The sequence below is a fragment of the Citrobacter sp. MGH104 genome (assembly GCF_001034485.1).
GTDB lineage: Bacteria > Pseudomonadota > Gammaproteobacteria > Enterobacterales > Enterobacteriaceae > Citrobacter > Citrobacter freundii.
This window is the reverse complement of the sequence record NZ_KQ089818.1, coordinates 1,427,760-1,451,401: the sequence shown is the minus strand read 5'-3', so window position 1 is coordinate 1,451,401 and position 23,642 is coordinate 1,427,760. Positions and strand designations below refer to the sequence as shown.

The 23,642-nt window shown below is 51.1% G+C and carries 23 protein-coding genes; 8 read left to right on the top strand and 15 right to left on the bottom strand.

The genetic code is table 11. The features are described from left to right. Positions 1–5 precede the first annotated feature (5 nt). The 8 genes from SK34_RS06775 to SK34_RS06740 all read right to left on the bottom strand — a co-directional run bounded on the left by SK34_RS06775 (position 6) and on the right by SK34_RS06740 (position 6,870). Positions 6–335: a DMT family transporter gene (locus SK34_RS06775; protein ID WP_008322725.1), complete on the bottom strand. Its 330-nt coding sequence runs from the start codon at positions 333–335 to the stop codon at positions 6–8. Beyond that, complete coding sequence (locus SK34_RS06770; RefSeq protein WP_225623509.1) at positions 332–661, bottom strand: DMT family transporter; 330 nt, start codon at positions 659–661, stop codon at positions 332–334. Before SK34_RS06770 ends, SK34_RS06775 begins: the two co-directional genes overlap by 4 nt. A gap of 766 nt (positions 662–1,427) precedes the next feature. After that, positions 1,428–2,279 (bottom strand): iron/manganese ABC transporter permease subunit SitD, encoded by an 852-nt coding sequence (gene sitD, locus SK34_RS06765; protein ID WP_048232684.1) that lies wholly within the window; start codon positions 2,277–2,279, stop codon positions 1,428–1,430. Further along, the gene (sitC, locus tag SK34_RS06760; RefSeq protein WP_003037433.1) at positions 2,276–3,133 is read right to left on the bottom strand and encodes an iron/manganese ABC transporter permease subunit SitC; all 858 of its coding nucleotides are present in this window, start codon (positions 3,131–3,133) and stop codon (positions 2,276–2,278) included. Before sitC ends, sitD begins: the two co-directional genes overlap by 4 nt. Positions 3,134–3,135: 2 nt before the next feature. Then, complete coding sequence (gene sitB, locus SK34_RS06755; RefSeq protein WP_003840297.1) at positions 3,136–3,951, bottom strand: iron/manganese ABC transporter ATP-binding protein SitB; 816 nt, start codon at positions 3,949–3,951, stop codon at positions 3,136–3,138. Then, positions 3,948–4,865, bottom strand: a complete 918-nt coding sequence (locus SK34_RS06750; RefSeq protein WP_044699709.1) for a metal ABC transporter substrate-binding protein — start codon at positions 4,863–4,865, stop codon at positions 3,948–3,950. The genes sitB and SK34_RS06750 overlap by 4 nt, the downstream gene beginning before the upstream one ends. A gap of 180 nt (positions 4,866–5,045) precedes the next feature. Next, positions 5,046–5,819: an SGNH/GDSL hydrolase family protein gene (locus tag SK34_RS06745; protein WP_003840292.1), complete on the bottom strand. Its 774-nt coding sequence runs from the start codon at positions 5,817–5,819 to the stop codon at positions 5,046–5,048. Between the two features lie 10 nt (positions 5,820–5,829). Beyond that, a complete protein-coding gene (locus SK34_RS06740; RefSeq protein WP_016150891.1) occupies positions 5,830–6,870 on the bottom strand; it encodes a porin in 1,041 nt (346 codons plus the stop codon). Between the two features lie 405 nt (positions 6,871–7,275). Here SK34_RS06740 and SK34_RS06735 point away from each other — a divergent pair, with 405 nt between their 5' ends. Then, a complete protein-coding gene (locus SK34_RS06735; protein ID WP_003840287.1) occupies positions 7,276–8,646 on the top strand; it encodes a class-II fumarase/aspartase family protein in 1,371 nt (456 codons plus the stop codon). Positions 8,647–8,692: 46 nt separating this feature from the next. Here SK34_RS06735 and SK34_RS06730 read toward each other — a convergent pair whose 3' ends face one another. Further along, complete coding sequence (locus SK34_RS06730) at positions 8,693–9,586, bottom strand: MurR/RpiR family transcriptional regulator (RefSeq protein WP_003840284.1); 894 nt, start codon at positions 9,584–9,586, stop codon at positions 8,693–8,695. A gap of 353 nt (positions 9,587–9,939) precedes the next feature. Between SK34_RS06730 and dcuC the strand changes: the two genes are divergently transcribed. From dcuC to SK34_RS06715, 3 genes are all read left to right on the top strand, one after another. After that, complete coding sequence (gene dcuC / locus SK34_RS06725) at positions 9,940–11,307, top strand: C4-dicarboxylate transporter DcuC (RefSeq protein ID WP_003846583.1); 1,368 nt, start codon at positions 9,940–9,942, stop codon at positions 11,305–11,307. Between the two features lie 52 nt (positions 11,308–11,359). Beyond that, complete coding sequence (locus tag SK34_RS06720) at positions 11,360–13,054, top strand: NAD-dependent malic enzyme (RefSeq protein WP_003840279.1); 1,695 nt, start codon at positions 11,360–11,362, stop codon at positions 13,052–13,054. A gap of 84 nt (positions 13,055–13,138) precedes the next feature. After that, complete coding sequence (locus tag SK34_RS06715) at positions 13,139–13,483, top strand: nitrous oxide-stimulated promoter family protein (protein WP_048232681.1); 345 nt, start codon at positions 13,139–13,141, stop codon at positions 13,481–13,483. A 39-nt stretch (positions 13,484–13,522) separates the two neighbouring features. On the opposite strand, the gene flhA is transcribed toward SK34_RS06715, so the two are convergent. From flhA to hypA, 6 genes are all read right to left on the bottom strand, one after another. Then, entirely contained in the window at positions 13,523–15,601 is a 2,079-nt protein-coding gene (gene flhA, locus SK34_RS06710) for a formate hydrogenlyase transcriptional activator FlhA (RefSeq protein ID WP_048232680.1), read from the bottom strand. A 127-nt stretch (positions 15,602–15,728) separates the two neighbouring features. Continuing rightward, positions 15,729–16,739: a hydrogenase expression/formation protein HypE gene (gene hypE / locus SK34_RS06705; RefSeq protein ID WP_003037416.1), complete on the bottom strand. Its 1,011-nt coding sequence runs from the start codon at positions 16,737–16,739 to the stop codon at positions 15,729–15,731. Next, positions 16,736–17,857, bottom strand: a complete 1,122-nt coding sequence (gene hypD, locus SK34_RS06700; RefSeq protein ID WP_003037413.1) for a hydrogenase formation protein HypD — start codon at positions 17,855–17,857, stop codon at positions 16,736–16,738. The genes hypE and hypD overlap by 4 nt, the downstream gene beginning before the upstream one ends. Then, complete coding sequence (gene hypC / locus SK34_RS06695) at positions 17,858–18,130, bottom strand: hydrogenase 3 maturation protein HypC (protein ID WP_003037411.1); 273 nt, start codon at positions 18,128–18,130, stop codon at positions 17,858–17,860. It abuts the gene before it with no gap. Beyond that, complete coding sequence (gene hypB, locus SK34_RS06690) at positions 18,121–18,993, bottom strand: hydrogenase nickel incorporation protein HypB (protein ID WP_003037409.1); 873 nt, start codon at positions 18,991–18,993, stop codon at positions 18,121–18,123. Before hypB ends, hypC begins: the two co-directional genes overlap by 10 nt. A gap of 103 nt (positions 18,994–19,096) precedes the next feature. Then, the gene (gene hypA, locus SK34_RS06685) at positions 19,097–19,468 is read right to left on the bottom strand and encodes a hydrogenase maturation nickel metallochaperone HypA (protein ID WP_003037406.1); all 372 of its coding nucleotides are present in this window, start codon (positions 19,466–19,468) and stop codon (positions 19,097–19,099) included. Between the two features lie 198 nt (positions 19,469–19,666). Between hypA and hycA the strand changes: the two genes are divergently transcribed. From hycA to SK34_RS06665, 4 genes are all read left to right on the top strand, one after another. Further along, complete coding sequence (gene hycA, locus SK34_RS06680; RefSeq protein ID WP_003840271.1) at positions 19,667–20,125, top strand: formate hydrogenlyase regulator HycA; 459 nt, start codon at positions 19,667–19,669, stop codon at positions 20,123–20,125. Positions 20,126–20,268: 143 nt separating this feature from the next. Continuing rightward, on the top strand, positions 20,269–20,880 hold the full coding sequence (gene hycB, locus SK34_RS06675; protein WP_003037401.1) for a formate hydrogenlyase subunit HycB: 612 nt from the start codon (positions 20,269–20,271) through the stop codon (positions 20,878–20,880). After that, entirely contained in the window at positions 20,877–22,703 is a 1,827-nt protein-coding gene (gene hycC / locus SK34_RS06670; protein WP_048232678.1) for a formate hydrogenlyase subunit 3, read from the top strand. The genes hycB and hycC overlap by 4 nt, the downstream gene beginning before the upstream one ends. 2 nt (positions 22,704–22,705) lie before the next feature. Then, positions 22,706–23,629 carry a respiratory chain complex I subunit 1 family protein gene (locus SK34_RS06665; RefSeq protein ID WP_003825914.1) on the top strand — a complete coding sequence of 308 codons (924 nt, stop codon included), beginning with the start codon at positions 22,706–22,708 and terminating at the stop codon, positions 23,627–23,629. Positions 23,630–23,642 lie beyond the last annotated feature (13 nt).

The following is a 23,642-nucleotide window of genomic DNA, read 5'->3' as shown; positions in this document are numbered from 1 at the left end:
TCCTTTTATGCAAATCCCATCAGCAGCGTGCCACTCAGGATCAGTGCAATACCTGCTTTTTCAAATATGCTGGTATGCATGTCGTAATAAATACTACTTATCACAGTAATTAATACTGTGCCCATACCACACCAGATTGCGTAAGCGATACCTGGTGTCATTAATTTCATTGCTTGCCCCAGGGCATAAAAACAAACTACGTAACTTAACGCACAAAATATGGTTGGGGCGAGTCTCCGAAAATGTCGGGTTTTGGGTAGCATGGCAGTACCAAAAACTTCAGTAAGAATGGCAATAAATAACCATGTTGTACTCATGAGTATTATTTGAATCATGTGTTTTCCATCGTTTTATATTTTGCGGAAAAATTAATAACAATAACTCCGGCGACGATTAACCACATGCCCAGTAAGTGGCCGCCACTTATTGAATAGCCGAAATTTAACACGCCAATTATATTTACTGCGACGATACCCACACCAGACCAGATCGCATAAGCAACGCCAAGGTGCATTCTGCGAAATACATAAGTTAGGATATAATAGCAAAGCCCATACCCTATTATGGATAAAATAGAAGGAAGGATGCGAGTAAATCCTTCAGAAAGGACCAGCATAGTTGTTGCAAATATTTCGAACAAAATAGCCAGAGCAAGTTTCATGTATGTCTTTCTTAACGTCATATTAACTTTCCTGATTAATGAGCCTGGTTACAGGTCGGATTGGATGACGGATATGAAACAGTATTTTTATTTTTCTAGCTATATGATTCGAAAAAATTGGCGATTATAGTTTTTTATTCTTTGTTTATTTGCTTGTGAAGCGTTAAATTTCATCTTTTAATGATATGGGACGAGTACCTCTCAGTATTGCTTTTATGCCTGATATCATTTCCCGAAGTGCAGGCTAAATAATGATGTTGATGTAATTTAACCTTTGAGATTAATGTCTGCCCAGGCAGGTCAAAGAGCGTACGTGAATGCTTAGAGTGTATATACGGTTCAGTTATGGGGTGTTTGGTGCGGCGAAGGATTTTGGAGCCATAACCCGCACTAGTATGGCTTAATAAAAAATTATTAATTATTTTCTGGGGTGTGATATGAGCTTTGCCGATGTTGTATGGATTTATCTATAAACCTGCAGATTATATTTCTTCAGTGAGTGGAGAAATAATGATCATAAAATTAGATAGTTAATTAAAAACTGGTTAATGAGTCGATTTCTTTATCTTTAACAGATGAACTTCAAGTATCAACGCCACACCCTAATTTACCATTGTGGTGTGGCCGGTGAAGTTTGTATCAAATTACTCTTTCATTTCGTGGTTGATCTTTTTTATCTTATGGAATAACGATAATACCCGTCAGGATGTGGAAACGAGGCTCTAGAGGCATAAACATCATTAGCTGACATATTATGAAGCATTATTTATACATCATGCACCTGAAGTTGATTCTCTAAACGCCGATCGCGCAGGGTTGCATAAATAAAAGTAATCACAAACAGCAGTGAAAATAGTACGACGATGGTGGGGGCCGGTGCACTGTCGATGAAAAAAGACAGGTACACGCCCATAAACGAGGTAACGACCGACATAATCACCGCCAGCCACAAGGCGTGGGAAAATTTCCGCGTCATTAAAATCGCAATGGCGCCAGGCGCAATCAGTAAGGAGATCGACAAAATAATCCCTACTGATTTTAGCGTGGCGACAATCGTCAGGGCGATCATGCACAGCAGGCCGTAATGTAGCAGTGCAGTGTTAAGCCCACTGGCCTTTGCCTGATGCGGATCGAACGCATGCAGTAGCAGATCTTTCCACTTAAGCCCAATAATAAGCGCTATCCCCAAAGCGATCGCCGTTGTTTGCATGATATCGGTCAGTGATATACCGAGCATATCGCCGAACAGAATATGATCCAGATGCACTTCCGACTGAATGGAAACATACAGCACCAGTCCCGCACCGAACATCCCGGAGAAAACAATGCCCATGATGGTGTCGCGCTTAATGCGGCTGTTATCGTCGAGGTATCCGGTTGCTATCGCGCAGAACAATCCAGCGACAAATGCGCCAATTGCCAGCGGGATGCCTGCGATATAAGCCAGAACGATCCCTGGAAAAACCGCATGGCTCATGGCATCGCCCATCAGCGCCCAGCCTTTGAGTACTAAAAATACCGACAGCAGCGCGCAGGGCACGGCGACAATGGTGGAGATAACCAGCGCATTGACCATAAAGCTAAACTGAAAGGGTTCTAATAGCGTTGTTAAGATCATACTGACTCCTTGTTCACCAGCCGGGCGCGTCGGCGATTCGCCAGCAGACCGTGTTTTGGTGCGAAGACAAATGCCAGCAGGAACAGCAATGTTTGCAGAACGACGATAATTCCGCCGGTTGCGCCGTCCAGCCAGTAGCTCAGCCATGCGCCGAAAAAGCTGGTCAGGCTGCCGATAGCTACGGCGATGGTGAGCAGGCGTGGAAAACGATCGGTCAGCAGCCAGGCCGTCGCTCCGGGCGTAACCACCAGGCAAATCACCAGAAATGCACCGACGGTTTGCAGGGCGGCTACCGTTGAAACGGAGAGCAGCGTAAAAAACAACAGCTTCAACCGGCCCGGATTCAAACCGATAGAGCGCGCGTGGTTTTCATCAAAAAAGACCACCATCAGATCTTTCCACTTCAAAAACAGGATAGTCAGCGAGATAACCCCGATGATGGCCAGTTGCAGAATATCTTCCGGCGCAATTGCCAGGATATTACCGAGAATAATGGTCTGGATGTTCACCGACATCGGATTGAGCGACACCATAAACAGCCCGATACCGAAGAAAGACGAAAAAATCAGCCCGATAATCGCATCTTCCTTCAGGCGTGAACGTTGATTGAGAAACAGCATACTGCCCGCTGCCAGCCCACCGGAAAGAAATGCGCCAAGCGCGAAGGGAAGCCCTAGCATATAAGCGCCTGCCACGCCCGGAACAATAGAGTGCGACAGCGCATCGCCGATCAGCGACCAGCCTTTGAGCATCAAATAGCAGGAGAGAAACGCGCACAGGCCGCCGACCATCGCCGAGACCCACATGGCGTTGAGCATATACTGGTAACTAAACGGCTCTGTCAGCCAGTTCATGATTATTCCCCCTCGCTTGCCGCACGTCGCGAAATAAACGGGCGTTCATCGTCGGTAATCACGTGTTGTTCGCCGCCGCTCAGCGCAACGTGACGCAGTACGCCGCTGAATGCCAGCTCGAGATTCTCGGGGGTAAAGGTGGTATCGGTTGGTCCACTTGCCAGCACCGTGCCCTTAATCATCACCGTGTAATCACAAAACTCGGTGACGGATCCCAGATTATGGGTAGAGACCAGCATGGTTCGACCTTCATCACGCAGTTCACGCAGCAGGTCGATGATCCGGGCCTCGGTTTTTACATCCACGCCGGTGAAGGGTTCATCCAGTAAAATAACCTGTCCGTCCTGTGCAATGGCCCTTGCCAGAAAAACTCGCTTTTTCTGCCCACCGGACAGTTCACCTATCTGACGATGGCGATAGTCCAGCATATCAACCCGCGCCAGCGCCGCATCCACGCAGGCGTGGTCGATCTGTTTTGGTCGACGCAGCCAGCCCATATGGCCAAAGCGTCCCATCATCACCACATCTTCCACCAGTACCGGAAACGACCAGTCCACCTCTTCTGACTGAGGGACATAGGCGATCAGATTCTGTTTGAGCGCCTTATTTACCGGCTGTTGCAGAATTGAGATTTCCCCTTGCGCCAGGCGGACAAAACCCATCAGCGCTTTAAAAAGCGTTGATTTTCCCGACCCGTTTACGCCGACCAGAGCGGCAATTGAGCCGCCCGGAACCTGAAAAGTGGCGTCCCGCAATGCGGTATGACCGTTGCGATACGTCACCGTAACCTGATTTACGGTAATCGCAGAGTGACTCATGGTTGGCTCTCCAGACCTTTGTTGATGCCGTTAACAATGGTTTGCGTGGTGACGCGCAGTAAATCCAGATAGGTCGGCACCGGACCATCGGCAGCGCTGAGCGAATCGACATACAGCACGCCGCCGTAATACGCGCCAGACTCACGGGCAACCTGACGCGCTGGTTTGTCGGACACGGTGCTTTCGCTAAATACCGTTGGGATATGATGCTCTCTGATCGCATCGATTACCTTGCGTACCTGCTTCGGCGTACCTTGCTGATCGGCATTGATCGGCCACAGATACAGCTCTTTCAGGCCGTTATCACGTGCCAGGTAGGAGAATGCGCCTTCACTGGTGACCAGCCAGCGTTTATCAGCAGGGAGCTTTACCAGTTCTGTATGCAGTGGCGCCAGGGTCTGCTGGATTTTCGCTTTATAATTCTGTGCATTTTTCTGGTAAGTGGCGGCATTGTCTGGATCGTATTTCATCAGCGCATCGCGAATGTTATCCACGTAGATGAGTGCGTTCTCCGCTGACATCCAGGCATGCGGGTTCGGTTTGCCGTTGTACGGCCCTTCGCTGATACCCATTGGCTGGACGCCGTTTGAGACCATCACTTCTGGTACGCCGGACAAATTTTGGTAGAAGCGGGCAAACCATAGTTCGAGGTTAAGACCGTTGGAGAGAATAAGCTGTGCGCCTTGCGCTCGTTTAATATCACCTGGGGTTGGTTGATATTCGTGAATTTCTGCGCCAGGTTTGGTGATGGAACTGACCTCTGCTGCATCTCCCGCCACATTGCTCGCCATATCGGCAATCACCGTAAAGGTGGTTACTACCTTAAATTTTTCTTTCGCCCAGGCGGGTGACAGCGTCAGCGCCGTTAACGCACTGGCAAGGAGAAATGACTTGAGATGGGGCAGATGCGGCATAGTATCCCTCAAAACAAAATGGTTAATTTATCATCGAATATAGCCTTTGCTATGTTATATAGCACATGGCATAAATAAATGAAAATAATTCTTATTTGCGTAGGGCGCTAAGGAATGGATGAGGATAATGCGTTTACGCCGACACGATTGTCGGCGTGTGGGGGAAGACTAACCCGATGATTATGGCTTCTGGAACTCAGTGACGGTTTCCCAGGCCACTTGCTGCAAGGCTTTGGCGTCGCCAGGGCTCATGTCTGTATCAATAGGAAGCGCACCGCCGACCGGAGACTGGTTATACAGAGTAGCGAAAAATACACAGGCGGCGAGATACGTTCCAGAAATCGAAGGGTGTACACCATCTTGATAATACAGGTTAATTTCTGGGTGCGTTTTACGTGCTTTCTCGAAAGCCAGGCCTACCGGAGCCACATATCCCCCCGTTTTTTGCGCAATCGAGAGATAAGCATCTGCCAGTTTTTGGCTATCTTCGGGTTTGTCTTTTTTCGGCCAGGTCATGAAATAGACGACTTTTGCACCGGCTTTATGCGCCATTTCGGCCATTTGGGTTGCAGAGTCCACGAAGTTTTGCCGGGTACTTTCTTTCTTTGAAATCGTTTCTGTTGAGTTTCCCTGCAGGACGACGACATCCCATTTCTGTAGCGTGTTCTGATAGCGCATATTCTCAATTTGCCAGCCTAAATGACCGCTGGAAATCGTGATCCCCCGATATTTATAGCCTTTGGCGTGATCAGGCAGTAAGGACTGCGTCAAATCCCGCAGGCGGGTATTAATATTATTGTTATAGAAAGTGAAAGAGTTACCATAAAGCGCGACAATTTTATTCTCACCATCCATTTTCGCATGTGCGGAAGGCGCTAATAACGTATCCGCGTGAACACAGATACTACTTAATGCGAAAGTCGTCGCTGCGGCAAGTAATGTTATTTTTTTCATTTTTTATCTCTTAGAAATCATAACGGAGCCCAACGATAAGCGCATCATCATTGGTCTTTTTGTTCTTACTTGCGAACTCTTTATCGTAAGTAAATGATAACCACGTGTCTTTAGCCAATGTTAATTGCGCTTCAGCACGCCAGTCTTCTTTTTCAGCAATATCTTTACCATCTTCATTTAAAAAGCTATATCCGGTAAGAACCTTGACGGTGCCAAAGTTGTAGGAAATGAGCGAATCCATCCCCTTGTAATTATTATCGCTTTTGTTATCGCGAGAGATAGACGTACGTAATGCGGTTACTGCGACTTCATAGGCTTTATAACTGAGTTGTAATCCTCCCATGATTTGATCGTTTTGATTACGTCCATCGGTGGTCACTACGCCGTCCTGTCGTTTATAACGGCTGGCCGCTATCGCAGGTGTAATCCTAAAGTCGCCAAATTTGAAAGACTTGCGATAGCTGGCCATCGCGCCGTAATCCAGAGCTTCGTTATCACTGTTGCCGTTACCGGAGACCCATGCCAGCTGAATCTCATTGCCGGCAAATTTAGCGTTCCACTGAACGGTGCCGTCCTGTCGGTTGAACTGGTACGAATCATCAATGGTTGTAATGCCATAGCTGTAGATATTAGGGGTGAAATTTTTGTATTTATCGGTCATTTTCATTACCTGATACAACGGGTTTTTGGTTCTCCCGGTGATCAGTTCACCCCATGTTTTATTTGACAGGCCGACATAGGAATATCGGGCCTCCATATCGCTTTCACCGGTATTGTTATCATTTTTTTCGGTACGCACCTGCCATTCCAGGCGCCCCACGATTTTGGTCTCTGGCAGAATATCCAAATCTCGCGTGAGATAAATACCTATACGTCCACCCAAATCGCTTCGGCTTTCACTGCCAGCAAATGAATTCTGACCACTCGCGATTTTACCCTCAACGCGGCCATAGATGTCCAGCGTATTTCCATCTTTATTATACACATTTAAGGCGAACGCCGAGGAACTCATACCCATTAGTAATATTAGTGAATAATTTTTTAGCTTCATATCATCCCTCAAACCAGCATTGATTTCCTGACCATAAATAAAGTTTACAGCGGGATAATTGTTCGTGAAAAAGGAATGGTAGTGATATGGGAATCATTTTTTCTCGTGATAAAATGTGATTATTCACGCATAAATATCTTTGTTTTTACTATTGTATTAATGGTTCTAATATTTAATTATGGGGCTTTTAAAATGTTACGGCTCTACAATATATGATCATGAAAATTACTGTGAAGTACGTCTCATTACTACTGGGTAGAAAAGCTGAAAATGGGAATGTTGTATTCTCATGATTACTATTGAGGTGGGAATACTATTTTCCCCTATAATTTGGCAGACAAATCCCGCAAAATTGATTAATCAAATTTTCTATTATCACGCATTCACTAGCCGGAGAGGCGCTGTATGTACGGGAAGCAAACAACGGTATTTGATTCTGACCTTTATTCATCATTGTTCACTCAGGATAAAATGCGGGAAATATGGTCTGACGACAATCTGCTGCGTTGTTGGTTGCGTTTTGAGGCGGCGGTCGCTCGAGTGCAAAGTGAGTTGGGAATTATTCCTGAACAAGCAGCCGTTGAAATTGAACAAACCTGTCGGGAAATACAGATAGACTGGCCAGCCTTGGCGCAGGAAACACAAACGGTCGGCATGGCGATAAAGCCGCTGATCGATCAGATCTCCGCCAGCGGAACACCGCTGGTCAGTCAGTTTCTGCATTGGGGATGCACCACTCAGGATTTACTCGACTCAGGCATGGCGATGAGATTGCAGCAAACGCTGCGGCTATTGCGTGAGCAATTGCTTGATGTTGGCGAAGCCATGAAAGCGATGGCGTTACGACACGCGCGTACGGTAATGGTTGCGCGTACCAATTCGGTGGATGCCTCTGCAACGACGTGGGGGCTTCATGTTTGCAGTTATCTGGCGGAGATAAACCGCCACCTGACACGACTACAGCAGCTGTATCCGCGTGCCGTAACCGGACTTTTTGGCGGTGCGGTGGGGAATCTGGCTTCTGTAGGTAAGCAGGGAATGGAAACGCGCCAGCGGCTGATGTTAGCGTTGGGTCTGAACGTGCCCTGCGGGATTAATAATGCCAGCCAGGATGCGGTTGTTGAGGTTGTGCAGTTTTTTGCTCTTGTTCACGGCACGCTGTGTCGTCTGGCCAACGATGTCGAAACCATGGGACGCACGCCGATTGCAGAAGTACTCGAAGGAGAGGGCGGTGGCGGATCCAGCACCATGCCACACAAAGTTAATCCACGCGCCAGTAATATGGTGCAAACGTTGGCAAGAATGGGGTGGATGTATGCTTCCGGCGCGCCAGCAATGCTGGATCAACAGGATGTACGAGCTGCCTCAATGCGGGTATTAAACTGGACGATCCTCCCGGAGGCCTCTAATGCGTTATCGACCAGCCTGACACGCGCAAAGAATCTGCTTTCGCATCTCATTGTTAATGAAGATAAGATGCGCGCTAATTTTGACTGCTCAAAGCACTTTATTATGTCTGAGTCGCTGACGATGAAGCTTGCCGCCAAAATTGGCAGAGAGTCCGCCTATAACCTGGTGAAAAATCTGCTGAAGCATGCAACCGGCGAGTACAGCTTCATGGAGATCGTACAGGCTAGCCCGGAAATCCGCGCGTCATTATCTGGGGCGGAAATTGCTGCCGCCTGCGAGCCGCTGTCATATATCGGGGCTAACGACGCGTTAATCGCTGAGACTATCGCTGAGTTCGATCGCGTGAAAACCGCAGATATTGCCTGATTCGTCATGTCGCCGGGAGGGATAGCTCTCCTGGCGGTTGGTGGCACTAAGTATTGTGGGACGATGCCGAAAATGTTTCGAAAAAGACGAATAATTCTTCCAGTTGGGCAAAATTCCCCTCGCTATCTCCTTTCTCATAAGCCAGATGTAGAATGAGTTCGATAAAAAAGAAGCCAAGAATACGGCTTTGAAAAATGGAATGTACGTCGCTTGGGAGAACAAACTGCAGATCGCAGAACTTACCGTAAGGGTTCGCCTCTGAGTTGGTCACCAACACTACGGCGGCATTCTTTTTTCTGAACCATCTTGCAATATTGAGGGCGACCCGGTTAAATCGATAGTAAGAGAAAACAATCAGGACATCTCCTTCCTCAATGTTGACGAGACATTTGGGGAGTTCGCTGATGTCCGTCGGTAACAGGGAGATGTTACTGCGGAAGTACTTTAGCAGTGTACAAAAATGCGTTGCCATGGCATGAGACGATGAAGGGCCGACGACATAAATATGACGTTTGTTGTTCAGCACCAGATCGATAAATGCATTAAGGCTCTCAATATCGATATTATTTTTAAATTGATTAAATAATTCTGATACTTTGTAGGTGAAATCGGTAACGATACTTTCAGTGGTAATCCCAGGATTGTTACGCAGTTTGATGTTTTTCTCAAACGGTGCGGATATTTTATTTTTTGACAGCGTGATGTCTAATGCCTTGCGGAAAGCAGCATAACCCGTAAACCCCATTTTATTTAAAAATCGGCCAATAGTTGCTTTGCTTACCATCGCATTTTGCGAGAGATCAACAATGCCATGGTAAGGCAGTTCATTGAAGTGTTTATTAATGTACTCATTAAGTCGGCACTCAGATTCAGTTAGATCACCCATATTAAGAGTAAGTAAGTTATACTCATCCAGACTTAATGTGTTTTTATTATACATGGATAACACCCGATTGCTGTTGAATATCAACGTTGTTATAGGGTAATACGCTTTCGACGTCAATCATTGAATGAATATCCTGGAAACCCGCATCCAGCTCTTCCTGGAAGATATGACCATACTCATATAAGTTGCGATCTTACTCACAAAAAGGGGTGGGAAAATATCTTTCCCGTATTTTATAACCACACAACCCATTACAATTAAATCTCAATATTTGAGTGTGTAATACGATAAATTTACGTACATATTATAACTGCTTATATATGGAGACGCTTTTTTACTATCCTACATAAGCAATGATGATATGACGGGTAACCCTACCAAATTTGTATGGCATAGGAATTGTTATTATGACAGCGTTTATTATAGCAATAGTGATAACAGTTATTGCAGCATGGTTAATTGTAAAAAACTATCAGCCGCAAACTGTTTTATTACTCGCTGGACTGGCATTATTGACCATTACCGTATTGTTTTATCCTGAAAACAGCATTCTCTATGATAAAGCGAAATCCACGGGGTCAACCTGGCTGGACATCTTTAGCTTTGCCAAAGAATCGCTGACCACACAAATTGCGGGTATTGGTCTTATCATCATGGCGGCGGGTGGATTTGCCAGCTATATGGATCACATCAAAGCGTCGAATGCGATGGTGAATATGTGCATTCGTCCGCTACAGGTGATTAAAGCGCCTTACCTGATCCTCGCGTTGGGGTACATCTGCGCACAGCTTCTGCACGTGGCAATTTCAAGTGCGGCGGGGCTGGCGATGTTGCTGCTGGTGACATTCTTCCCGGTACTGGTTCGTCTTGGGGTCAGTAAAGCTTCTGCAGCCGCGATGATCGGTCTGTGCGCATTTATGGATCTAGGGCCTGCGGTTGGTACTGCGAATCTGGCGGCCAAGCATGCTGGCATGGAAAGCGCTATCTACTTCGCTCATTACCAGATGCCGGTGGCGGTGGTGGTGATGTTGGCCGTTGCTGTAGTGATTTACTTCACCGCGAAGTATTTCGACAAAAAGGATGGCTTCATATCAGGCGAGCAAAGCGTCGCGCAAGCAGAAGAAGAGGGCCGCAAGGCACCCGCTATTTACGCGTTGTTACCGGTCCTGCCTGTAGCACTGGTGCTGGTCTTTAGCCCTTTGGTGATCAAATCCATCAAAATTGACGTGGTCACGGCAATGATCCTTGGCGCGGTCGTCGCGTTTTTCTTCGAACTGGTGGCTACCCGAGATTTCAAAAACTGCTGTAAAGGGTTACAGGTCTTTTTCAAAGGCATGGGCAGCATGTTTACCAGTATTGTTTCCTTGTTGGTGTGTGCGGATATCTATGCCCAGGGGCTGCAGAAAATTGGCGCGGTGGACTACCTGTTGCAGTCAGTGCAAAACGCAGGCCTGGGTTTTACCAGTATGACGCTGGTGATGACCGCGCTGGTGGGCGTCACCGCCGTCCTGACAGGCTCTGGCGTAGCCGCCTTTTTCTCTTTCTCCGGCCTGGCTCCCTCCATTGCGGCAAAATTTGGTGAGAGCGCTGTCAATATGATTCTGCCAATGCAGTTGATGGCGGGAATGGGGCGCTCAATGTCTCCTGTGGCTGGCATCATTATTGCGGTAAGCAAAGCAGGGGAATGTTCACCGTTTATGATCGTCAGAAGAACGCTGCTTCCAGCGCTGGCCGGTATCGCGGCGATGCTGGTTGCCAACTATGTCCTGATTTGAATCCCGAGAGCCTGTTAATGCAGGCTCTTATTTTTTTATCTGGTTGTAATTTATGGATGGCAACGTGACAAACGATGTTTTATACGTCCCGTTTACGGGGAAGTTACTGCTTGAGTCTCCGTTATTGAACAAGGGAAGTAGCTTCACGCAGCAAGAAAGACATGACTTTAATCTGAGTGGACTACTGCCTTGCGCCATTGAGAATATTGATGAACAAGCCGAGCGGGCGTATCAACAATATCTTGAGGCTGAATCCCACAACGCTCGACATATTTATCTGCGTAATATTCAGGATACCAACGAAACGTTATTTTATTACCTGCTGAAAAAGCATCTGCCGGAGATGCTGCCCATCGTTTATACCCCGGTAGTCGGGGCCGCTTGCGAAAAATTCTCCTGGATATATCGTCGTGCGCGTGGCGTCTTTATTTCATGGCCCGATCGCGATCGTATTGACGATATTTTGCATGATATTCCACGGCACAATATCAAGGTCATCGTCGTTACAGATGGCGAACGCATTCTGGGACTGGGTGACCAGGGCGTAGGCGGTATGGGGATCCCTATCGGAAAACTGTCGCTCTATACCGTATGTGGCGGGGTAAATCCGGCTAATACGCTCCCCATTCTACTGGATGTCGGGACGAACAATACGCGACTGCTGGACGATCCGCGCTATATCGGCTGGCGTCATCCGCGTATCACCGGTGAAGACTACTTCGCATTTATTGGCATGTTTATTGCGGCCGTAAAACGGCGCTGGCCTGACGTTTTGCTGCAGTTTGAAGACTTCGCTCAACATACCGCAGTGCCTCTGCTGGAGCGTTATCGCGATGATCTGTGCTGCTTTAATGATGACATTCAGGGCACTGCGTCGGTAGCTCTGGCGACCTTACTTGCCGCATGTCGTGGCAGCGGCCGCGATTTCTGCAAGCAACCGATCGTGATTGTGGGAGCGGGCGCAGCCGGATGTGGCATAGCCCGGCATATCATTGCCTGTCGCATCAGTGAAGGGATGAGCCAGTCTGAAGCCAGACGGACAATTTTTATGGTGGATCGCGACGGTCTGGTGATGACCACCAATCATGCTTTAGCGGATTTCCAGCAACCGCTGGCACAACCTCCCGAGGCCTTATCTGACTGGCAGTATGAGGGGCAGGCGCCGTCATTACTGGAGGTGATTCATAATGTCAAACCCACGGTGATGCTGGGTGTGTCGGGCCAGGCCGGATTGTTCTCGCAGGAGGTGATTAGCACGATGTATCAATACTGCGATCACCCGATTGTTATGCCGCTGTCGAATCCCACCTCGAGAATGGAAGCGCGGCCAGAAGATATTGTTCGCTGGACCAGGGGACAGGCCATCATCGCGACCGGCAGCCCCTGTGATGCAGTTGAATTTAATGGGCGCTCCATTCCGGTTGCGCAATGTAATAACGTGTATGTTTTCCCGGCTATCGGTCTGGGGGCTATCGCCAGTGGTGCGACGCGCATAACAGACGCTATGCTGATGGCGGCAAGCTGCGCACTGGCCGATGCTTCTCCGCTGGTTCGTAACGGGGAAGGCGCTCTGTTGCCGGAGATTGGGACAATCTGCGACGTGACTCGCAGCATTGCTTTTGAGGTCGGTAAGGCGGCACAGCAGTCCGGTGTGGCAGAGAAGATAAGCGACGAGGTGTTGCTGCAGAGCATCAACGATAATTTTTGGCTACCGCACTACCGTCCTTATAAACGCCGGGCAATTTAGTCATTCTTCCTGGAATTGTTAACGGCTATTGGTTGCCTCTATGGTTAAGGTGTATTATTTATGCAACTTAATTGTGGAGGCATTATGTCCGGCAAACGTATTGCACGTGAAAAAATGACGATCCAGAGAATGATCTCGCTGTATGAAAGCCAGTGTCCGCAGGCTTCAGACGAGCCGGGGCATTACGATGCGTTGTTTGCCTATGCGCAAAAACGCCTCAATAAGTGCGTCTTTGGTGAGGAAAAACCGGCCTGCAAGCAGTGTCCGGTGCACTGCTATCAACCTGCTAAACGCGAAGAGATGAAGCAAATTATGCGTTGGGCTGGGCCAAGAATGCTCTGGCGTCATCCGATTCTGACCGTGCGTCATCTGATTGATGACAAACGCCCTGTCCCGGAATTGCCAGAGAAATACCAGCGTAAGAAGTAATTCAGATGCCCGATAAGCGTGGCGCTATCGGGCGAACCGTTAAACCAGCGCATCCTTATCAATGCCCAGGCGTTTCATGCGCGAGAGTAGCGTTGTGCGTTTCAATCCCAGTCTTTGCGCCGCGCCTTTAGGACCGGCAACCACGCCGTTGGTCTCTTTCAGAACGCGCATGATCAACTGGTATTCATCTTCGCCGTCCTGTGCGACTTCGGTTGCCACCGGAGGCGTAGACGGCATCAACGCGGCAATATCCGGCAGGGACAGTTGCAGTACGTTGCCTCGGGTAAGCAGAACCGCACGTTCTACCACGTTTTCCAGCTCGCGCACGTTGCCCGGCCACTCCATGCTGCTCAGCGTACGCAGCGCCTCGGCGGGAATGCTGTCGATATTGCGCCCCATCCGGCGAGCAATTTTAAAGGTAAAGGCTTTTACCAGCAGCGGAATATCTTCCGGGCGCTCACGCAGCGGCGGCAGATGGATCGGGAAGACGTTCAGTCGATAGTAGAGATCGTTACGAAACTCGCGATCGGCTACCATCTTTTTCAGATCGCGGTTAGTGGCGGCGATCAAGCGCACGTCGGTCTGGATCAGTTTATTGCTGCCCAGACGTTCAAACTCCTGCTCCTGCAAAACGCGCAGCAGCTTAGGCTGTAGCTCCAGTGGCATGTCGCCCACTTCGTCGAGGAACAGCGAGCTTTTATCGGCCAGTTCGAAACGACCAATCCGCTGCGTGCTGGCACCGGTAAACGCGCCACGCTCATGACCAAACAGATCGCTTTCCAGTAATCCGGCAGGCATTGCCGCGCAGTTCATCTTCACCATCCGGCGGGCGTTACGTCCACTCAGGTTGTGAATTGCGCGGGCGATCAGCTCCTTACCGGTTCCGGTCTCGCCGAGAATCAGGACGGTGCTGTCGCTCTGCGCCACCATTTCGACCTGCTTGAGCACGCTGTACATCGCTTCGCTGCGGCCAATGATTTCACCGAACTCGCTCTCCACGTTGTTGAGTTGTTCTGTCAGCGCCAGGTTTTCATCGACCAGGCGTTCTTTCAGACGGTGAATTTCCTGATAGGCGAGGGCGTTATCCACGGCGATCGCCACGCGTTCGGCGATTTGGCGCAGCAGTTTGAGGTTGGCAGTGGTGAACACTTTCTCTTCGCACTGCGCCAACTTAAGGACGCCGAGCATCGTATTGCCCGACATCAGCGGCAGCAGACACAGAGTCTGTAGCTGGTTGCCCCAGGTTTCGAACAGCATCCGTTCGTAAGGGGCGAGCGTATCGCGTTCGCTCAGATTAATCAGCAGCATCTCTTTGCTTTTGAAAACGCGTTCAGAAAGCGTACCTGCTTCATCCACTTCACTTTGTTCGTGCGCTGGATGATGTTCATCCAGATAGTGGGTGGAATAAATGCTGAGCTTGTTTTTGCTATCGCTGCGTAACACGATGCTGATGGCATCAATGTCGAAGTAGTGGTGGATCTCTTTGGCGACTTCGCTGACAAGCTCATCAATATCCAGGCGGGAGAGTACCGCATTGGTGATGGCGACCAGGATGCGAAAGTTGTCACGCTCACGACACAGCAGATCGTAATCGACGTTGTTGCTGACTCTGCTTTGAATTTGTTCAGCAACGACGCCGACTATCTGGGTGAAGGTCTGTAGACGGTTATATTCTTTTTCACTCCACGGACGATCCTCGTTACGGATGAACTCGCAACCGCCAAAGATGCGCCCATCTGCCGCCAGCGGCAGCAGGCAGTAGTGGCCAAATTCAGAATACAGTCCGCCAGAGGCCAGCTGTGGCCAGGTTTCCGTAAACTCGTGATAGTTGCAGTGCAGCGCATCGGGGCGAGACAAAATACGGCGTACCGGGCCATGAGCCAGTACCGTTTCGTCTTCATAATCGATGGGTTTACCATTTTCACGCGTCGCAAAATAACGCGCACGCTGCGTTTGTGCCTGCCATAAGACAATAGCCGCACAGTCGGCCAGAGCTGAACGCTTGACCAGCTGCGAAAGCGCCTCGCTAAGAGACGGGAGATCGGGCTGCTGTAATAATGTACGAGTAATATCGAACAGGCCTTGCTGTCCGAGGTCACTCATCGGTGTATACGACATATTGCTTTTCCAGGAAAAGCACCGCAGAACGGTGCGAAAACGGTAAATGAATTATAGGTATAAGTCGTAAATTATTGCCGGATAGCGATTTCGCTTATCCGGCCTACACGTTGCTGCTAATGGGCAGTTAGCATATACGAGGTAAAGGTTCGGCGTGTGGTAAATCGAGGGTTCGTTTCACGCCGTAAAGTCCGGCCAGACGCACACCTTTGCGTTCTACCACTTCGCCAATCATTGCGGCATCGCGTCCTAATGGATGCGCGCGCAGCGCGGCAAGCGCCGTTTCAGCGGCCTGACGCTCAACGGCAATCACCAGCTTACCTTCGTTAGCAAAGTTGAGCGCATCCAGTCCCAGCAGTTCGCAAACTCCACGCACCGCGGGCTTCACGGGCAGGGCTGCTTCAGACAGCTCAATACCAAACCCGCATGATGCGGCAAATTCATGCGTTACCGCATTCACGCCGCCACGGGTGGCGTCACGCAGCGCCTTGACGCCGGGAATATCACGTAGCGTCTGGATAAGCGGCGTCAATACCGCGCAGTCGCTGACCAGTTCGCCATCAAGACCCAACTGTTCGCGCAGGTTAAGGATAGTTGCGCCGTGATCGCCAAGCGTACCGCTGACCAGCAGCACATCGCCCACGCTCAGGGTCTGTGCGCCCCAGTGAATGTTGGCGGGGATCGCGCCCATTCCGGCGGTGTTGATAAAAAGCTTGTCCGCCGCGCCGCGCTGTACAACCTTGGTGTCGCCGGTGACGATGGCGATACCCGCTTCGCGTGCGGTTGCCGCCATGCTGTTAACGACGGTTTTCAGCGTCTCCATTGGTAAACCTTCTTCGAGGATAAAACCGCAGGAGAGATAGCGCGGGATCGCGCCGCTGACCGCCACGTCGTTAGCCGTACCACAGATAGCCAGCTTGCCGATATTACCGCCCGGGAAGAACAATGGATCGATAACATAGCTGTCGGTTGAAAACGCCAGACGATCGCCTTCAGCGACCAGTTGCGCCAGTTCCAGACGTGCCTGATCTTCTTGTTCCGCCAGCCACGGATTCGCGAATGCCTCCATAAACAGACTGTTGATCAACTGCTGCATAGCCTGACCGCCGCTACCGTGGGCGAGTTGTACGCTGCTCATGCTTCACACTCCTGCTGACGATACTGATACCAGGCGGCACATGCGCCTTCTGAGGAGACCATCAGGGCGCCAAACGCGGTCTCCGGGTTACACGTTTTGCCAAATAATGGGCACTGATGTGGTTTACATCTGCCCGTCAGCACTTCCCCACAACGCGCGCGCGGATCGTCATACACCTGCTGCGGCGCTGGCTGGAAATGGGCTTCGGCATCAAAGCGCTGATAGTCAGGCGTCAGGTGAACGCCAGAGGATTCGATAACGCCCAGACCGCGCCATTCGCTGTCGCCATTGACGCAGAACACCTCGGCGATGGCCTGTTGCGCTAACGCGTTACCGGCGTCCGGTACCACGCGACGGTACTGGTTTTCTACCTGGCTGTGCGCGGCAATTTTCTGCTCAATTAACATCACCACGCCTTGCAGGAGATCGAGCGGTTCAAAACCGGCGACCACTAACGGACGATGGAAGTCTGAAGCAATGAAATTATAGGCATCTGTGCCAATCACCATGCTGACGTGGCCTGGTGCTAAAAAGGCGTCAATACCGTTGTCCGGCTGTTCCAGCAGGCTGCGCAGCGTAGGGATAAGCGTGATGTGCTGGCAGAAAAAGTAAAAGTTCTGCACGTCACGCTGCTTTGCCTGTTGCAGAGTGATAGCGGTCGTTGGCATTGTGGTTTCAAAACCCAGACCAAAGAACACCACCTTACGCGTTGGGTTTTCCTGTGCCAGCTTCAGCGCATCCATCGGTGAATAGACGATACGGATATCTGCACCGCGCGCCTTGGCTTGCAGCAGGGAGCCTTGCTTACCCGGGACGCGCATCGCATCACCAAAGGTGCAGAAAATGACTTCTGGATGACTGGCGATTTCTACACAGCTGTCGATTCTACCCATCGGCAGAACGCAAACCGGGCAACCCGGACCATGAATAAACTCCACGTTTTCCGGTAGCAACTGGTCGAGGCCGAATTTGAAGATAGCGTGGGTATGACCACCACAAACTTCCATGATGCGCAGTGGGCGTTCAGCCGTGTAGGGGAGGTGGGCGGCACGTTCAGACAGGTGCTCTATCAGTTGCATCACCTGCTCTGGTGCGCGGTATTCGTCAACAAAACGCATTTATTTTTCCTCGCCGTACAGCAACGCGCCGACATCCGGCTCAACGTCAAACATGTTTTGCAGCGCGTCGAGCGTATCGCGCGCTTCAGCTTCATTAATGATGCTCATGGCAAAACCGACGTGGACCAGTACCCACTGGCCGAGGCGCGGTTGGCCATGTTCATCACAGCTACCGACCAGCGTCAGGTCGACGTCGCGCTGAATACCGCAAACGTCGACTTTGGCCTGGTTGCCATCAATGGTGCGGATTTGACCCGGAACACCTATGCACATCGCTGCGTCTCCAGCCAGGAGAGCCATTGATCCATCCCTTCACCACTGGTGGCGGAAATCAGGATAATCTCAATTCCCGGGTTCACTTCCCGGGCGCTGGCGATGCATTTTTCAACGTCAAAATTGAGGTACGGTAGCAGATCCACTTTGTTGAGCAGCATCAGCGATGCGGCGGCAAACATATGTGGATATTTCAGCGGTTTGTCTTCACCTTCGGTGACGGAAAGCACGGCCACTTTATGGCGCTCGCCGAGGTCGAAGCTGGCCGGGCAGACCAGGTTGCCGACGTTTTCAATGAACAGAATGCCGTTATCGTCAAGTGGCAAACGCGGCGCGGCGTCAGCGATCATTTGTGCGTCAAGGTGGCAACCTTTACCGGTGTTGACCTGAATGGCGGGCGTGCCTGTGGCGCGAATACGGGCAGCATCGTTCACCGTCTGCTGGTCACCTTCAATAACGGCGCACGGCACGCTATCTTTCAGCTTCATCAGCGTTTCGGTCAGCAGCGTGGTTTTACCGGAGCCCGGGCTTGAAACAAGGTTCAGCACCAGATGCTGACGGGCCGCAAAGCGGGCACGGTTGCGTTCGGCCAGGCGGTTGTTTTTGTCCAGTACGTCAATTTCCACTTCCAGCATACGGCGTTGGCTCATACCTGGTGCGTGGGTTCCTGCCTCACCGTGACCGTAGTGCAAATCGCCTTCTTCGGTCTGGCTCGGTGTGAAATTTGAGGTCTTCACACCGGTAATATTCAGCGCTGGACGAGCCGCTGGGGCAAATGGCGCGCTGCGAAACGCCGAGTGGGGATTATGCTCATCACCCTCTATATATAGGTTGCCTTCAGCGCAACCACATGTCGTACACATCGCTCACTCCTGATCTTTTTACTTGCGATACATCTGTTGCCGGATGACTGCGTTGCCTTATCCGGCCTACAAACGAGCTCTTTCTGTAGGCTGGATAAGACGCTTAAGCGTCGCCATCCGGCGCTGGAGTCTGATCTATTTCAATACGTCGAATCTGTAGGCCGTCATCGGCCACAATTCTCAGCATATCGCTGTTGCATTGCGGACATCGGCGCACGCGTTGCGTCAGTAACGTGACGTATTGTTGACAAGATTCGCACCAACATTCGGCTTCTTGTTCTTCGAGGTGGAGTTTACAACCTTCTGCAAGGGTCCCGCGGCATACCAGATCAAAACAAAAGGAGAGAGCGCTGGTTTCTACGCAAGAAAATGCGCCAATTTTGAGCCAGACCCCAGTTACTCGCTGAGCACCGTGTTGCGTGGCCTGTTGTTCAATCAATTCCAGTGCCCGTTGGCAGAGGGTTATTTCGTGCATACCGCCTCCTGTGAAGTTGCCGTATCAAAAGCAATAAGCATGCCAGGTTGATTTTTTTCATTCGTGACAATGACGACAATGACGAAATGACATGTCGTCACCCGCCTTTAATTTTTTATCTATATGAAAATTAAGTAATTTAATTTTGGCATGAAATGTGCTTAAGGCTGTTCATCTCTGCTAAACGGGTAACCTGACATGACTATTTGGGAAATAAGCGAAAAAGCCGATTACATCGCTGAACGGCATCGTCGCCTACAGGACCAGTGGCGTATTTACTGTAACTCGCTGGTTCAGGGGATCACCCTGTCGAAAGCGCGTTTGCATCATGCAATGAGCTGTGCGCCGGACAAAGATCTCTGCTTTGTCCTTTTTGAACACTTCACTATCTACGTCACGCTGGCGGATGGCTTCAATAGCCACACCATCGAGTACTACGTCGAAACAAAAGATGGTGATGATAAGCAACTGATTGCACAGGCACAGTTGACCATCGACGGTCAAGTCGATGAGCGTTTCAGTAACCGCGATCGCGAACAGGTGCTGGAGCACTATCTCGAGAAAATCGCCACCGTCTACGACAGCCTGTACACCGCGGTTGAGAACAATATGCCGGTGAATTTAAGCCAACTGGTTGAGGGACATAGCCCGGCTTAAGCCTCAGGTGCTGTCCACTTTGTCATGATGCGGTTTACATACTGCGTCACGATGTTTTAGGGAATGGGCATGTCGAAAAATGTCGAAATGACATTTTGCAGACATGTTTTCGTCAAAAATGACTATCACCTGAGGAATGCCTGGTGAATCGTTTTGTAATTGCTGACTCCACTCTTTGTATTGGCTGCCACACATGTGAAGCTGCCTGCTCAGAGACACATCGCCAGCATGGCCTGCAGTCAATGCCGCGCCTGAAAGTGATGTTAAATGAAAAAGAATCCGCGCCGCAGCTTTGCCACCAGTGTGAAGATGCGCCTTGCGCCACCGTGTGTCCGGTTAATGCCATTAACCGCGTTGATGGCGCCGTACAGCTGAATGAAAGCCTGTGCGTAAGCTGCAAACTGTGCGGGATCGCTTGTCCGTTTGGCGCGATAGAGTTTTCTGGTAGCCGTCCGCTGCATATCCCGGCAAACGCCAATACGCCAAAAGCGCCTCCGGCTCCGCCAGCGCCTGCTCGCGTGAGTTCGCTGTTGGACTGGGTTCCTGGCGTTCGTGCCATCGCGGTGAAATGCGATCTGTGCAGTTTTGACGAGCTTGGTCCGGCCTGCGTGCGCATGTGTCCGACCAAAGCCCTGCACCTGGTGAGCAACATGGATATCGCCCGCGCCAGCAAACGTAAGCGTGAGCTGACTTTCAATACCGATTTCGGCGATCTCACCTTGTTTCAGCAGGCTCAGAGTGGGGATGCAAAATGAGCGCAATTTCACTGATTAACAGCGGCGTGGCCTGGTTTACAGCGGCTGCGGTTCTGGCATTTCTGTTTTCATTTCATAAATCGCTGAGCGGCTGGATTGCTGGAGTTGGCGGTGCGGTCGGCAGCTTGTGTACGGCAGCCGCGGGTTTTACCATTCTGACTAATGCGCTGGCGGTGAGCGGCGTGATGCCGTTTATTGGGCACAGTCTGCAAATTACTCCACTGAATGCTATCTGGCTGATTACGCTGGGACTGTGCGGCCTGTTTGTCAGCCTGTACAACATTGACTGGCATCGTCATCCGCAGGTGAAAGCTAACGGCCTGCTGGTGAATCTGCTGATGGCCGCGGCGGTATGTGCGGTGGTTGCCAGCAACCTCGGTACGCTGGTGGTGATGGCGGAAATCATGGCGCTGTGTGCCGTGTTCCTCACCGGATGCAGTAAAGAAGGCAAACTGTGGTTTGCGCTGGGGCGTATTGGTGCGCTGCTGCTGGCGGTTGCCTGCTACCTTGTGTGGCAACGTTACGGCACTCTGGAGCTGCGTCTGCTAGACCTGCGCACCCAGGAGCTGCCGCTCGGGTCTGATATCTGGCTGCTGGGCGTGGCAGGTTTTGGCCTGCTGGCCGGGATTATTCCTCTGCATGGTTGGGTGCCACAGGCACACGCCAATGCCAGCGCACCGGCTGCGGCACTGTTCTCTACCGTGGTCATGAAGGTCGGTCTACTGGGTATTCTCTCCCTGTCGCTGCTGGGCGGTAATGCGCCGCTGTGGTGGGGAATTACGCTGCTGGTGTTGGGCATGATCACCGCATTTGTTGGCGGTCTGTATGCGCTGATGGAACACAATATCCAGCGCCTGCTGGCGTACCACACGCTGGAAAACATCGGCATTATTCTGCTGGGGCTAGGCGCTGGCGTGACCGGGATTTCCCTGAATCAACCGGCGCTGATTGCGCTGGGTTTGACCGGCGGTCTTTACCACCTGGTAAACCACAGCCTGTTCAAAAGCGTTCTGTTCCTGGGCGCAGGCAGCATCTGGTTCCGTACCGGTCATCGTGATATCGAAAAACTGGGCGGTATCGGCAAACGCATGCCGGTTATCTCTCTGGCGATGCTGGTTGGCCTGATGGCGATGGCCGCGCTGCCGCCGCTGAACGGTTTTGCCGGTGAGTGGGTTATCTATCAATCCTTCTTCAAGCTGGGTAACAGCGGGGCGTTTGTCGGTCGTCTGTTAGGGCCGTTGCTGGCGGTTGGGCTGGCAATTACCGGCGCGCTGGCGGTGATGTGTATGGCGAAAGTCTATGGCGTAACGTTCCTTGGCGCACCGCGCACGAAGGAAGCTGAGAATGCCTGCTGCGCACCAATCCTGATGGGCGTGAGCGTCGTTGCGCTGGCTATCTGCTGTGTGATTGGCGGCGTGGCTGCGCCGTGGCTGCTGCCGATGATCTCCTCTGCCGTTCCGCTGCCGCTGGAAACTGCGAACACCACCGTTTCTCAGCCAATGATCACGCTGCTGCTGATCGCATGTCCGCTGCTGCCGTTCATCATCATGGCAATTTTCAAAGGCAACCGTCTGCCGTCGCGTTCACGCGGTGCGGCATGGGTGTGTGGTTACGATCACGAGCAGTCAATGGTCATTACCGCGCACGGTTTTGCCATGCCGGTGAAAGAAGCCTTTGCCCCGGTACTCAAACTGCGTAAGTGGTTGAATCCGGTATCACTGGTTCCGGGCTGGCAGAATGCGGCTGCGCCGGTGCTGTTCCGTCGCCTGGCGCTGATTGAGCTGGCGGTGCTGGTGGTGATTGTGGTTTCACGAGGAGCCTGAAAATGAGTGTTTTATATCCGTTAATTCAGGCGCTGGTGCTGTTTGCCGTTGCGCCGCTGCTGTCCGGTGTTACCCGCGTGGCGCGCGCGCGTTTGCACAATCGCCGTGGTCCTGGCGTTTTGCAGGAATACCGCGACATTATCAAACTGCTGGGCCGTCAGAGCATTGCGCCTGCGGATTCCAGCTGGGTCTTCCGCCTGACGCCGTTTGTGATGGTGGGCGTGATGCTGACTATCGCCACTGCGCTACCGGTAGTGACCGTTGGCTCACCGCTGCCGCAACTGGGCGATCTGATCACCTTAATTTACCTGTTCGCCATTGCCCGTTTTTTCTTCTCTATCGCGGGACTGGATACCGGTAGCCCGTTTACCGCCATTGGTGCCAGCCGTGAAGCGATGCTCGGCGTGCTGGTTGAACCTATCCTGTTGCTGGGGCTATGGGTAGCGGCACAGGTTGCGGGGTCAACCCATATCAGCAATATCGCCGATACCATTTACCACTGGCCTGCTGCGCGCAGCATCCCGCTGATTCTGGCACTGTGCGCCTGTGCTTTCGCCACCTTTATCGAAATGGGCAAACTGCCATTCGATCTGGCAGAAGCAGAGCAAGAACTGCAGGAAGGTCCATTGACTGAATACAGCGGCAGCGGTTTTGCCGTGCTGAAATGGGGCATTAGCCTCAAGCAACTGGTCGTTCTGCAAATGTTCGTTGGTGTGTTCCTGCCGTGGGGACAGATGGAAACCTTCACCGCGGGTGGGCTGCTGTTGGCGCTGGTGATTGCCGTCGTCAAGCTGGTCCTCGGCGTGCTGGTCATCGCCCTGTTCGAAAACAGCATGGCGCGTCTGCGTTTTTGCGCCACTTCACGCGTGACCTGGGCCGGTTTTGGGTTTGCGTTTTTAGCGTTCGTCTCCTTGCTGGTGGCGTGATTTAAGAGAGTTT

Excerpts from the sequence above, each read along its gene's own strand:
- hypD (WP_003037413.1), bottom strand. The coding sequence starts at position 17,857 with ATGCGTTTTGTTGACGAATACCGCGCACCAGAGCAGGTGATGCAACTG.
- dcuC (WP_003846583.1), top strand. The coding sequence starts at position 9,940 with ATGACAGCGTTTATTATAGCAATAGTGATAACAGTTATTGCAGCATGG.
- SK34_RS06740 (WP_016150891.1), bottom strand. The coding sequence starts at position 6,870 with ATGAAGCTAAAAAATTATTCACTAATATTACTAATGGGTATGAGTTCC.
- hypE (WP_003037416.1), bottom strand. The coding sequence starts at position 16,739 with ATGAGCAGCGTACAACTCGCCCACGGTAGCGGCGGTCAGGCTATGCAG.
- SK34_RS06730 (WP_003840284.1), bottom strand. The coding sequence starts at position 9,586 with ATGTATAATAAAAACACATTAAGTCTGGATGAGTATAACTTACTTACT.
- SK34_RS06665 (WP_003825914.1), top strand. The coding sequence starts at position 22,706 with ATGAGTGTTTTATATCCGTTAATTCAGGCGCTGGTGCTGTTTGCCGTT.
- sitD (WP_048232684.1), bottom strand. The coding sequence starts at position 2,279 with ATGATCTTAACAACGCTATTAGAACCCTTTCAGTTTAGCTTTATGGTC.
- hycC (WP_048232678.1), top strand. The coding sequence starts at position 20,877 with ATGAGCGCAATTTCACTGATTAACAGCGGCGTGGCCTGGTTTACAGCG.
- sitC (WP_003037433.1), bottom strand. The coding sequence starts at position 3,133 with ATGAACTGGCTGACAGAGCCGTTTAGTTACCAGTATATGCTCAACGCC.
- hypB (WP_003037409.1), bottom strand. The coding sequence starts at position 18,993 with ATGTGTACGACATGTGGTTGCGCTGAAGGCAACCTATATATAGAGGGT.
- SK34_RS06770 (WP_225623509.1), bottom strand. The coding sequence starts at position 661 with ATGAAACTTGCTCTGGCTATTTTGTTCGAAATATTTGCAACAACTATG.
- SK34_RS06720 (WP_003840279.1), top strand. The coding sequence starts at position 11,360 with ATGGATGGCAACGTGACAAACGATGTTTTATACGTCCCGTTTACGGGG.
- hypC (WP_003037411.1), bottom strand. The coding sequence starts at position 18,130 with ATGTGCATAGGTGTTCCGGGTCAAATCCGCACCATTGATGGCAACCAG.
- hypA (WP_003037406.1), bottom strand. The coding sequence starts at position 19,468 with ATGCACGAAATAACCCTCTGCCAACGGGCACTGGAATTGATTGAACAA.
- hycA (WP_003840271.1), top strand. The coding sequence starts at position 19,667 with ATGACTATTTGGGAAATAAGCGAAAAAGCCGATTACATCGCTGAACGG.
- sitB (WP_003840297.1), bottom strand. The coding sequence starts at position 3,951 with ATGAGTCACTCTGCGATTACCGTAAATCAGGTTACGGTGACGTATCGC.
- SK34_RS06735 (WP_003840287.1), top strand. The coding sequence starts at position 7,276 with ATGTACGGGAAGCAAACAACGGTATTTGATTCTGACCTTTATTCATCA.
- flhA (WP_048232680.1), bottom strand. The coding sequence starts at position 15,601 with ATGTCGTATACACCGATGAGTGACCTCGGACAGCAAGGCCTGTTCGAT.
- SK34_RS06745 (WP_003840292.1), bottom strand. The coding sequence starts at position 5,819 with ATGAAAAAAATAACATTACTTGCCGCAGCGACGACTTTCGCATTAAGT.
- SK34_RS06775 (WP_008322725.1), bottom strand. The coding sequence starts at position 335 with ATGATTCAAATAATACTCATGAGTACAACATGGTTATTTATTGCCATT.
- SK34_RS06750 (WP_044699709.1), bottom strand. The coding sequence starts at position 4,865 with ATGCCGCATCTGCCCCATCTCAAGTCATTTCTCCTTGCCAGTGCGTTA.
- SK34_RS06715 (WP_048232681.1), top strand. The coding sequence starts at position 13,139 with ATGTCCGGCAAACGTATTGCACGTGAAAAAATGACGATCCAGAGAATG.